The organism is Bacillus sp. JJ722 (assembly GCF_036963345.1).
Lineage (GTDB): Bacteria > Bacillota > Bacilli > Bacillales > DSM-1321 > Bacillus_AD.
Genome location: NZ_JBALMO010000145.1, coordinates 1 through 10,965 on the forward strand (window position 1 = coordinate 1; position 10,965 = coordinate 10,965).

The following is a 10,965-nucleotide window of genomic DNA, read 5'->3' on the forward strand; positions in this document are numbered from 1 at the left end:
ACTTTTGTATATCGGGTTATGGAATCCGTATTTGTAACACCCTATTTGTCGTGGATTATTCATCCTAACATCCTACTGCAACAGATAGCCCTAGCAGGTTCAAATTGTGTCACGTGACACAATCTACTTGTGAATGTCTTGCGAGTATATCTACTCCTATCCTTCCTTCGATCAGCACTTGATGGTAGCCCTCACCATTCAGTAACTAAGCTAAATAGGGAAAGCTTATTTGTTACCTATCTCGAATTATTTGCGTTGGCTCGATCAGACCTGACCAGTTTTACAAGTTAATGGGCTACCTTGCCTTAACATTTCCCCAAAAAAGACAATAGGAAACTAACCCCTTGATTTCTATTTTTAAAAATTTTATAATAAAGGGGATTGGATAAGGTTTTCTTTATTCAGTTTTATTTAGTCGAATTTAAAAAATTATCAGAGGTATTGTGTTGGCGCACAGTACCTCATTTTTTTTATGTTCTTCTTTCCATATATAAAAATTTATTTTACTGGTGTATCCATTCTGATATATACCATTCTAAAGCGCTAGTTTTTATTTTGGCTTGTACCTTCTTCAAACCCGAAAAACATATCTTCATTTTCAATGCTCTCGAAGGCATTCATGTACATCAAATCATGTGATAGATAGTTATTTTTAAGTGCTTCAACATCCCATTTTATATGGATTGGATTTACTTTTTTTATCGTTGGAAACTGAATAATATTAGTCATTTTTTGACCTCCCTAGATTCATTAATGGACTTGCTGATATAGCCTTATCTCGTAACTGTGTGTCAGTCATAGAGTTTAAATATCGCTGTGTAACTGATATGTCAGAATGGCCAAGTAACCTTGCCAATGAGTGTAAATCCACACCATTCATCAAACATTGGACAGCATAAAAATGCCTGAATGTATGTGGTGATACTCTTTTATCAGTTATATTCGCTCTCCTACCTGCTTCTTTAATGATGTTATCAAGTGCAACATGAGAAAGCCCTTTACACTGATATGACAGAAAATATGTGTCTTCCTTAATTGTACGATTCTTAAAGTATTCCTTTTTTAATCGGTCATGTTTAATCATGATACGTTTTAGAACTGGACTAATGAATACATAACGTTCTTTGTTACCTTTACCATTTACTAGGATCATGGTTTCTTTAATATCACTTTTTTTAAGTGTTCTAAGTTCCATAGCACGTAAGCCACAATCCGAAAGCATAGCTATAATACATTTATTTCTGGCTTCGATATAGTTTTTAAAGGAGAAAGCATCTATCATCTTGTTAATTTCATTCATCCTAAATCCTTTTAATACGGTTTTAGGTAAGCGTGGTATGTCCACCTTTGACGTAATTTCCTTACTTAAATACTCTTCTCTAACGCACCAATTAAAGAATGCGGCAACCATTTTAAACATTGAATTGATACTCTGAGGTTTTAATCCTTGTTGCTGTTTATATCGCACATAGGCTTTTAAATCATGAGTAGTAACGCTTTCTAAGTTTTGAATTCCACGATTCACAATTAGAAATTCTTTCACTTGTTTCAATTCTTGTCTCTTATTTATCATTGTTTTCTTAGTAAATCCTTTTGCTGTACAATAGTAAAAATATTCTTCAAGTACATCTTCCAACAACAAAAAAACCACCTCCTCTGTTAATTTTTCAACAGAAAAAGTGGTTTTGTTTGTGAAATAAGAAAAATAAAGCAATTTATAGTAAAAAATCCTAAGAAAAATTCAGTTTTTTATTACGTAATGCCTAGGTTTTTTAATAATATTCTTACCATCAAACGATGGAAAAACCTTGCTATATCAACGTTTTCGCAGTATTTTATTATTTCATTTGCTTGTTCATAGCACTCATCATTTGATTGATTTTCTTTTGTGATGGTTTCATTCCCATTTGTGCCATCATCATGCGTAACATTTGCTCATTAATTGGTGGGTTCTTTTTCAAATAATTCATCATGTAGCGACGCGCAATGAAAAACCCAATTGCTATCCCTGCTAGTAAGGCAACAAGACCAACTAGAGTGTAAATCCACATAAGTATTTCCTCCTTCAAGTTGTCTACTAATTAGTGTACTAGACCACATGTTATTATACAATATTCATTCTATAATTTGTATTGTTTAAATAAAATTTCTCTGTTTAATTGGCTTTAACCAGCCATATCGTTCATGTACGAGGTCAATTGCTAGGAAACAGTTTTCACATTTACGTAAACATTCAAAAAATACCGTTTCTGCATCATAGCTACCTTCCGATGAAATATGCAATACTCGATTATGAATTTCTAATTGAGCTGAACTTTTCATCTTTTGATTTTTCCCCTTTGTTATTACATAATACAAGCCATTCATATTATATATATTTTTATTATAATACAAATGTTCTTCTAATGTTTGTTTGAGTGTTTTAACAGGGATATTATTCGTAATATATTCTATTTGCTTGCCAAGAATACGGGCATTCTCTCCTTTTGATTGAGCATAGTCTTGAAATAAATTAAAAAACATCCACTCTCTGCTTATATAATAATCCACTATTCGCTCATCTATTAAATAGATTTGATAATTTCTTTTCTCTATCATCTCTATCATTCCCTTTTAGACCAAGTATATAAAGGAAATGATAAGGAAATTGCTGATTTCTGTAAAAAAAACCCACTAGTTTTGTCGAGAGTAACAAATAGAGGAAATACTTTGTTTCTTTGCCTCTTTCGTTCTCTTCCTTTAAACACAAAAAGACAATTTATTAGTCTACAATTCCATTTTTAAAATCAACTAGGAAAGTTCATTATGAACATGATATCAAAAAACTTTTTGTTTTCTTTTATGAAAAATCCTTGTCTAGTAAAGACAAGGATTTTTTTGAATTGTTATAATTATTTTTGTAATAACGCTTTTACTTTAGAAACAACATTCTCTGTAGTAAATCCGTACTTCGCCATTACAATCTCTCCTGGAGCTGATGCACCCCATTGATCAATACATAAAACATCGCCTTCAAAACCTACATATTTATGCCAACCGAACGATGCTGCCATTTCGATGGCAAGTCTTTTCGTTACTGTTGGAGGTAGTACAGTATCCTTATACTCTTGAGACTGCTTTTCGAAACGATCCCAAGCAGGCATACTTACAACGGAAACATCAATACCTTCATTTGCTAATGCCTTTTGAGCAGCAATAGCTAATGAAACTTCTGAACCTGAAGCCAATAGTAAAGCATCAGCCTCTTCTTTGTTAGAAGGTGAAACTGTATAAGCCCCTTTAGAAACACCGTCATATGCATCTTGTGCTGACTGAGCTAAAGTAGGTAAGTTCTGTCTTGTTAAAACAAGTGCAGTTGGAGTGTCATTTGATTCGATTGCTAGCTTCCAAGCTGCAGCTGTTTCATTTCCATCCGCAGGACGAATGACAGATAAGCCATGCATTGCGCGCAATGCAGGAAGTTGTTCAATAGGTTCATGAGTTGGGCCATCTTCACCAACCGCAATACTATCATGAGTGAATACATATGTTACTGGAACTTGCATCAATGCTGATAGACGAATTGCTGGACGTAAGTAATCTGAGAATACAAAGAATGTACCACCGTACACTTTCAATCCACCATGTAATGCCATACCATTTAAGGCAGCACCCATTGCAAATTCACGAACACCAAACCAAATATTGCGCCCTTGATATTGACCTGGTAGGAAATCTTCAGTACCTTTAATCATTGTTTTATTTGAACCAGCAAGGTCAGCTGATCCACCAAAGAATGATGGAAGATTTTTGGCAATTCCATTTAATACTTCACCACTAGAAGCACGAGATGCTAAACTACTTCCTTCTTCGTATGCAGGGATTTCAGCATCCCATCCTTCAGGTAACACATTATTAACAGCGTCAACTAATTCTTGTGCTAACTCAGGATATTGTTCTTTATATGCATCAAATTTCTTATTCCATTCGGTTTCTTTTTCTTGTCCTGCTTCAACAACTGCCGATTCAAAATGTGCATACACTTCATTAGGAACATGGAAATCTTCCTCGAAAGTCCATTTATATGCTTCTTTCGTTAATTTTAATTCTTCAGCTCCAAGTGGCATACCATGAGCATCCGATTTACCTGCACGATTTGGTGAACCATATCCAATAACCGTCTTCACTTCAATCATAGTAGGTCGGTCAGTATCTTTCTTCGCCTCTTCAAGTGCTTTAGAAAGCTCTTCAATATCATTTCCATCATTAACTTTAATATATTGCCATCCGTATGATTTATATCTTTCTTCAATGCTTTCACTGAAAGCTTGGTTTAAATCACCATCTAATGAAATGTCATTAGAATCATATAAAACAACAAGACGACCAAGTTTTAAGTGTCCTGCTAGTGATGATGCTTCCGCAGAAACACCTTCCATTAAATCACCATCACCACAAATTGTGTATGTAAAATGATCAACTACGTTATATTCATCACGGTTATAAGTAGCAGCTAAATGACGTTCCGCCATTGCCATACCTACAGCCATTGAAATCCCTTGTCCTAGAGGACCTGTTGTAGCTTCTACACCTACTGTGTGTTTATACTCAGGATGTCCTGGTGTTTTACTACCCCATTGACGGAAATCTTTTAAATCTTCAATAGTTAAACCATAACCTGATAGATGTAATAGACTATACAAGAGCATAGAACCATGACCAGCTGATAATACAAAACGGTCTCTATTAAACCAATCTGGATTTTTCGGGTTGTGATTCATATATTTTGTCCATAGCGTATAAGCCATCGGTGCAGCTCCCATTGGCATACCAGGATGACCTGAATTTGCTTTTTCAATTGCATCGATTGACAGTGTACGTATGGAGTTAATGGATAATTCATCTACTTTTTTCAAAATGATATACTCCCTTTCATAAGTTCATTGGTACTTATTTATATTATCTATCTTATATAAGAAAGACAATATAAAAAAGCACTAATAATTAAAATGTTACACTTTTTTCAAAAAAAAGAATGCATCAACTAGCATCCTTTATTATTTGTCTTAATGTAGCCTTTTATTATTTTGTTTTATTTTTTTTAATTTATCAGGTGTTACATCATTTCCCTCTGGGTCGATGATCGTCATATGCTCAATTGTATTGGTCATAGACTTTCTGAAGGATTGCAAATATTCACTTCTTAACTTTGTTTGTTCTTTTGCTTCAGCAGGCGTTAATCCTACTGATTTCGATTTATTTGCAAGCTCATTAATACGAGCTATTTTTTCTTTTGACAACATTAGTAACGCTCCTTATTACTTTCATCTTAATATTGTCATGTTATAAGAAAATAGCCAATGTAGCAAGTATTACTTCTCTTCTTGATGAGATAGTGTATCGATATACTCCAAATATCTTCTATTAACTGTAGCTTTTGAAACATTGTATCCAAAACCTCTTAAAGTCGCTGCTATATCAGCAAAGGTTAAGTTGTTCTCTCTCAAGCGAACAATCTCTTCAATTGGTACAGTTTTCTTTTCAGGACCTTTTGATTGATCTTGATTTTTAATGTTTTTTTCCGGTCGGTAACCATTATCAATAGCTTTCTTCATGCCTCTACTAATCTTCATATTATGTAATTTTCGTTGATATTCTTCTACGATACCTACAATTTGCAAAACCATTGAATCAGCATCAGATAATTCCATTTCTCCTTTATGAGAGTATGTAAATAGTTGCACACCTTCTTTCATTAAAAAGTGCAATAGTGCAATCTTGGCATTCCCTCTTCCAAGCCTTGTTTCATCTTGAATCAATACAACATTAACGCTTTGTTCCTTTATACACTCTAGCAATTCAAACACACCATCACGGTTCAATTGGAAACCACTTTCCTGTTTCTTAATGACATGAATAACTTCCAATGACAAATCGTTAGCTAAAGCTCTTAATTCTTGTTCTTGTCTATGTAAGGAGCTTTCTTGAGCTTCCTTATCAGTGCTTACTCTACAATAAATAACCGCTCGTTTCATTAGCTATTACTACCTCTCAACTTATAAATAAGCAACTTAGTCTTTATTAGTGCTCATTGTCAAAAACTTCTCATTACCTTCTTTAACGGGAATACGTATAACATCTCCAATTTTTATTGATTCACCATTTATATGATTCACCTTCTCTAGATGAGATATAAACTGGGTAGTTTCCATATTATCATAATTGTATTCCTGTGCAATTTCCCACAGGGAATCTCCTTGAACAATTGTTACTTCAACATATTTTTCTGAATCATCAGCACTGTATTTAAATATACAGATTATAGAAAACATCACAATAAGTCCTAAAAACAGAAAGGAAAAGGCATTTTTCATAACAAAGTTTCTCATTATATACGTCTCCTTCTAATATACGAATATTCGTTCGTGTTTTGATAGATGAATTATAATACGAACATTTGTTTTGTGTCAAGAGCGTATGTTCTATTTTATTTTCAAATTCGACAAAAACATTCAAACATATGTTTGTCTATCCAAAAATTGCATGTTATAATTTATATAAATAGAAAGAGAATGGGGTGTATTAATGAATAAAATATCAAAGCGACAACAAGATATTCTTGACTTTATAAAGCTAGAAGTAAGAACAAAAGGTTATCCCCCTTCCGTTAGGGAAATAGGAGAAGCGGTTGGTTTAGCTTCTAGCTCTACAGTACACGGACATTTAGCTCGTCTCGAAGCCAAAGGTTTAATTCGAAGAGACCCTACAAAACCTCGCGCAATAGAAATTCTAGAATTAGAAGAAGAATCTTTTATTCCAAAGCGAAAAGTAGTTAATGTTCCATTACTGGGTAAAGTAACAGCTGGTCAACCTATTACAGCGATTGAAAATGTAGAAGAATACTTTCCTCTTCCGGAACATTTAGCTGGTTACGATCAACATGTATTTATGCTTGAAATTGTTGGTGACAGTATGATTGAAGCTGGAATATTTGATGGAGATTACGTCATTGTTCGCCAGCAGCAGAATGCACAAAATGGTGATATAGTTGTCGCAATGACAGAAGATAACGAAGCGACTGTAAAACGTTTCTTCAAAGAAAATAACTATTTCCGTTTACAACCTGAAAACTCTTCTCTTCAACCAATTATTCTTGATAGAGTATCTATTCTCGGAAAAGTAATTGGTCTGTATAGAGAAATACATTAATAATGTACGTTAGAAAAAGGCAAAACTATTTACTTGCAGTCGCTTGCAATGTAAATAGTTTTGCCTTTTATACATTAAAATAAAATCTACTAAATTAATTTAGTTCATTAATAGAGAATTTTATGATTTTTTTCTCCTTTAAAATCTTTATGATTTTACTATACAACAATTCTCCACTCCAGAAGCCAAGTCCACTTGCTAATCCTAATGGTAATACAAACTTTGCTATTATTCCTTGCACATTCACCAGATTCGTAATAAGAGCAATTAACAAAGCTAAAACTATATAAAGGCCGAGTCTAATAGCAGCTTGATGTTTAGAAACTTTTCTCCCTATATAGTTTGCTAAAAACGAGAACGGAATTCCTATAAAGATTACCGCTGGACTTACAATGATTATTCCAAACCATGCCATAATGAACATGTTACCGATACCCGTTGCAACCAGTTCCATGAATCCTTCTGAAATCCCTAATATTAGTAAATAAACAATCCCAGTGATAACAAAAGCTATAAACATACTAAAAATTTTTTCGGATGTTATTCTGATAAATTTATACATATTCGACTCCTATTTTGCTTGATCAATAGTGTAAACACGTTAATTGTATCACAATATTGCGGTTTACATTTAAAAGGCATACTATTAAAACCTTCAATTTATTATTCAGTAGCTTTTGGGCTAATTAACCCTCGATCTAAAGCTACATATATTATTGCAATAGCATCATCTAATGAAAGCTCCCTCTTCAGCAACTTCTCTCTATGAATAGAGCTAATAGCCTTATCTCCATGCACGTCTTTATTCTCAAATCGTTTAAGTACTCTTGCCGTAGCGTTTATGAAATCATCATTTGATGGTTTGTACACTTTCATATTCTTGTTATCATTTTTAGTTGGAATTTTCCCTCCCTCTTTAATAATTGTTGGTGTAAACGTAACTGTAAGATTTGGACGTTTACCATTTTTCAAATCATCTATTTTTAAGCCACCCGTCATTTCAAGATGAGGATAGTCCTTAAACGATTTCCAATCTCCTCCCCAGGCAAAACCTAGTGTTTTTGCAATAGCTGCTACCCTTTTAAATTTATCATCAACTGTATAATATACTTCGGTTGCATCTTCATTAGCTAGAACATAGTCTATTGCTAACCCATAATTATGGTTTGAACTTCCCGGCATCGCATTTGTAACGATTGCGCTTTTTGGATCTCCATAGTCTCTCCCCTTATAAACGTACGACTTCCTTCCTTTTCCGTACAACTTTGCTTGTTCTTCCATGCTTCGATAACCATTTGTCATTAGTACATGAATTCCTTCTTTATATGCTCTTTTAATTAATTCAACAGCGGTATCTTTTACAACTGGATGCACCAACCCCATTCGATTTATTGATTTATTAATAAGTATTTGCACTGTCATCTAACAACACCTACCTTAAGTTATTAATCTTTTTCTTCAAAAGAGTTTGTCCATTTATACTAATATATGAATTTCTTCTACTTTTCGTATAGACTATTAACTTAGTAAAATGATAGATGTATAAAACAATTAAGATATCTATAAAAACGACTCCCATTAACTCCCAAATGCATAAAAATAGAAGGCTACATGATAGCCTTCTATTTTTAAATTAATTAAATACTACGCTTCTTTATTTGTTGAGCAACTGTTTCCTTAAAATTACTTATTGAAACACTTGTTGAAATATCTTCGCCATATTTTCGAACATTTACTGTACCTTCGTTTACTTCATTATCACCTAGAATTAGCATGTAAGGGATTTTTTTTATTTGCGCTTCTCTTATTTTATAACCTAACTTCTCATTTCTTTCGTCAATTTTTACTCTTATTCCTACTTCCTTTAGTTCTTTTTGAACAGCTAAACAAAAATTCAAATGAACATTGGATACAGGAATTATTTGAACTTGTGTTGGAGCAATCCAAACTGGGAAAGCACCTGCAAAGTGTTCAATCAGAATTCCTAAGAAACGATCAATTGAACCATATACTGCTCGATGTATGACTACTGGACGATCCTTCTCATTATTTTCATTAATATAAGTTAAATCAAATTTTTCAGGCATTTGAAAATCCAACTGAATTGTCGCGCATTGATGACTTCTTCTCAAAGCATCTTTAATATGAAAATCAATTTTCGGTCCATAAAATGCTCCATCACCTTCATTTAGATAATATTCTATACCAAGACTCTCAAGTACTTTTTTCAATGCCGATTCAGAAGCTTCCCAGAGGATATCGTCACCTAATGAATCATCTGGACGAGTGGACAGTTCGACTGCATAATCAAAGCCGAAAGTTCGATATACTTCATCTATTAAATAAAATACTTGCTTAATTTCACTTTCGATTTGATCTTCACGAACAAAAATGTGAGAATCATCCTGGCAAAAAGTACGAACGCGAAGCAATCCGTTTAATGCCCCACTAAATTCATGCCGATGTACTTGACCAAATTCAGCAAAACGAATTGGTAAGTCTCTATATGAATATAGATTGTTTTTAAAAATCAGCATATGACCAGGACAGTTCATTGGCTTCATAGCAAAGTTCATAGAATCCACTTCAGAAAAGTACATATTCTCATGATAATGATCCCAATGCCCTGAATTTTCCCATAGCCTTTGATTCATCATAAATGGAGTTCGAACCTCTTCATAATAAGCTTTATTTTGCAGTTCTCGAGAAAAGCTTTCCAATTCATTTCGAATGATTTGTCCTTTTGGTAAATAAAATGGCATTCCAGGCGCTTCTTCTGAAAACATAAATAATTCTAGCTGTTTCCCTAATTTACGATGATCTCGTTTAGCTGCTTCCTCTAAGAAATACAAATAATCATTCAAGTCATTTTTCTTTTTGAATGCTACACCATATACTCGTTGAAGAACCTCATTATTACTATCTCCTCGCCAATAAGCACCAGAAACTCGAGTTAACTTGAACGCTTTTAAATAAGATGTAGATGGTATATGAGGTCCACGACAAAGATCAATAAACTCACCTTGCTGATACAGTGTAATCTTTTCATTTTGTGGAATGCTTTTTAAAATTTCTAGCTTAAATATTTCACCTTTACTTTCAAAAAGCCGCTCAGCTTCTTCAAAAGAAACCTCTATTCTTTTGAATTCTAGATTTTCATTAATAATTTTCTCCATCTCTTTTTCAATATTTAATAAATCGGCATTAGTTAAACTGTGGTCTAATCTAAAATCATAATAAAAACCATCTTCTACCACTGGACCTATCCCAAATTTAACATTCCCATATAGTCTCTTTACTGCTTGTGCCATAATATGAGTTGCTGAATGACGTAAAACTTGCAGTCCTTCTTCCGAATCTAAAGTGAATATGGATAGTTCAACATCATGTTCTAACTTGTGGTTTAAATCAACTAATTGTTGGTTCACTTTTCCTACTACAGCTTTTTTTCTCAGACTTGACGAGATCGACTCCGCTACTTCGCTCACTTTAATACCTTTTTCATATTTCTTTACATTTCCATCAGGAAAAACAACAGAAATTACATTTTCACACATAACATATACACTCCTTAAAACTTTTTGATATAAAAAAACACACTCATCCCTATAAAAGGGACGAGCGTGTATTCTCGTGGTTCCACCCAATTTTCCCATGGTCAAAAACTTGACTTATGGCTTTGGTCCTGTAACGTAGCATTTACGGTATTGGATACTTCATTTCCCCAATACAGCTCAAAAGGTGGTAAATTACTTAACTAAGCTAGGAAGTCTCAGC

12 protein-coding genes are annotated in these 10,965 nt (G+C 33.6%); 1 reads left to right on the forward strand and 11 read right to left on the reverse strand.

The window, feature by feature from the left end; genetic code table 11:
- Positions 1-543: 543 nt before the first annotated feature.
- The 8 genes from V7014_RS17445 to yneA all read right to left on the reverse strand — a co-directional run bounded on the left by V7014_RS17445 (position 544) and on the right by yneA (position 6,368).
- Entirely contained in the window at positions 544-729 is a 186-nt protein-coding gene (locus V7014_RS17445; RefSeq protein ID WP_335508713.1) for a hypothetical protein, read from the reverse strand.
- Positions 722-1,642, reverse strand: a complete 921-nt coding sequence (locus V7014_RS17450) for a tyrosine-type recombinase/integrase (protein ID WP_335508714.1) — start codon at positions 1,640-1,642, stop codon at positions 722-724. The genes V7014_RS17445 and V7014_RS17450 overlap by 8 nt, the downstream gene beginning before the upstream one ends.
- Before the next feature lie 196 nt (positions 1,643-1,838).
- Positions 1,839-2,051, reverse strand: coding sequence for a YneF family protein (locus tag V7014_RS17455; protein WP_205061156.1), 213 nt, complete (start codon positions 2,049-2,051; stop codon positions 1,839-1,841).
- An 85-nt stretch (positions 2,052-2,136) separates the two neighbouring features.
- Complete coding sequence (gene sirA, locus V7014_RS17460; protein ID WP_335508717.1) at positions 2,137-2,598, reverse strand: sporulation inhibitor of replication protein SirA; 462 nt, start codon at positions 2,596-2,598, stop codon at positions 2,137-2,139.
- A 293-nt stretch (positions 2,599-2,891) separates the two neighbouring features.
- Positions 2,892-4,895, reverse strand: a complete 2,004-nt coding sequence (tkt, locus tag V7014_RS17465; RefSeq protein WP_438824933.1) for a transketolase — start codon at positions 4,893-4,895, stop codon at positions 2,892-2,894.
- Positions 4,896-5,045: 150 nt separating this feature from the next.
- Positions 5,046-5,282, reverse strand: coding sequence for a DUF896 domain-containing protein (locus V7014_RS17470; RefSeq protein ID WP_335508719.1), 237 nt, complete (start codon positions 5,280-5,282; stop codon positions 5,046-5,048).
- A 69-nt stretch (positions 5,283-5,351) separates the two neighbouring features.
- Complete coding sequence (locus V7014_RS17475) at positions 5,352-6,014, reverse strand: YneB family resolvase-like protein (RefSeq protein ID WP_335508721.1); 663 nt, start codon at positions 6,012-6,014, stop codon at positions 5,352-5,354.
- A 36-nt stretch (positions 6,015-6,050) separates the two neighbouring features.
- The gene (gene yneA / locus V7014_RS17480; RefSeq protein ID WP_335508723.1) at positions 6,051-6,368 is read right to left on the reverse strand and encodes a cell division suppressor protein YneA; all 318 of its coding nucleotides are present in this window, start codon (positions 6,366-6,368) and stop codon (positions 6,051-6,053) included.
- A gap of 196 nt (positions 6,369-6,564) precedes the next feature.
- On the opposite strand from yneA, the gene lexA reads away from it, so the two are divergent.
- Positions 6,565-7,188, forward strand: a complete 624-nt coding sequence (lexA, locus tag V7014_RS17485) for a transcriptional repressor LexA (RefSeq protein WP_335508725.1) — start codon at positions 6,565-6,567, stop codon at positions 7,186-7,188.
- 94 nt (positions 7,189-7,282) lie between these two features.
- Here the strand turns inward: lexA and V7014_RS17490 are convergent, their stop codons facing one another.
- The 3 genes from V7014_RS17490 to thrS all read right to left on the reverse strand — a co-directional run bounded on the left by V7014_RS17490 (position 7,283) and on the right by thrS (position 10,745).
- Positions 7,283-7,750, reverse strand: a complete 468-nt coding sequence (locus tag V7014_RS17490) for a hypothetical protein (protein WP_335508727.1) — start codon at positions 7,748-7,750, stop codon at positions 7,283-7,285.
- Between the two features lie 101 nt (positions 7,751-7,851).
- Complete coding sequence (locus V7014_RS17495) at positions 7,852-8,610, reverse strand: M15 family metallopeptidase (RefSeq protein WP_335508729.1); 759 nt, start codon at positions 8,608-8,610, stop codon at positions 7,852-7,854.
- 215 nt (positions 8,611-8,825) lie between these two features.
- Positions 8,826-10,745 carry a threonine--tRNA ligase gene (thrS, locus tag V7014_RS17500; protein WP_335508731.1) on the reverse strand — a complete coding sequence of 640 codons (1,920 nt, stop codon included), beginning with the start codon at positions 10,743-10,745 and terminating at the stop codon, positions 8,826-8,828.
- Positions 10,746-10,965 lie beyond the last annotated feature (220 nt).

What these genes read in the sequence shown, in the direction of transcription:
- sirA (WP_335508717.1), bottom strand. Translation starts at nt 2,598, where the DNA reads ATGATAGAGAAAAGAAATTATCAAATCTATTTAATAGATGAGCGAATA.
- thrS (WP_335508731.1), bottom strand. Translation starts at nt 10,745, where the DNA reads ATGTGTGAAAATGTAATTTCTGTTGTTTTTCCTGATGGAAATGTAAAG.
- V7014_RS17495 (WP_335508729.1), bottom strand. Translation starts at nt 8,610, where the DNA reads ATGACAGTGCAAATACTTATTAATAAATCAATAAATCGAATGGGGTTG.
- lexA (WP_335508725.1), top strand. Translation starts at nt 6,565, where the DNA reads ATGAATAAAATATCAAAGCGACAACAAGATATTCTTGACTTTATAAAG.
- V7014_RS17490 (WP_335508727.1), bottom strand. Translation starts at nt 7,750, where the DNA reads ATGTATAAATTTATCAGAATAACATCCGAAAAAATTTTTAGTATGTTT.
- V7014_RS17475 (WP_335508721.1), bottom strand. Translation starts at nt 6,014, where the DNA reads ATGAAACGAGCGGTTATTTATTGTAGAGTAAGCACTGATAAGGAAGCT.
- V7014_RS17455 (WP_205061156.1), bottom strand. Translation starts at nt 2,051, where the DNA reads ATGTGGATTTACACTCTAGTTGGTCTTGTTGCCTTACTAGCAGGGATA.
- V7014_RS17470 (WP_335508719.1), bottom strand. Translation starts at nt 5,282, where the DNA reads ATGTTGTCAAAAGAAAAAATAGCTCGTATTAATGAGCTTGCAAATAAA.
- V7014_RS17445 (WP_335508713.1), bottom strand. Translation starts at nt 729, where the DNA reads ATGACTAATATTATTCAGTTTCCAACGATAAAAAAAGTAAATCCAATC.
- yneA (WP_335508723.1), bottom strand. Translation starts at nt 6,368, where the DNA reads ATGAGAAACTTTGTTATGAAAAATGCCTTTTCCTTTCTGTTTTTAGGA.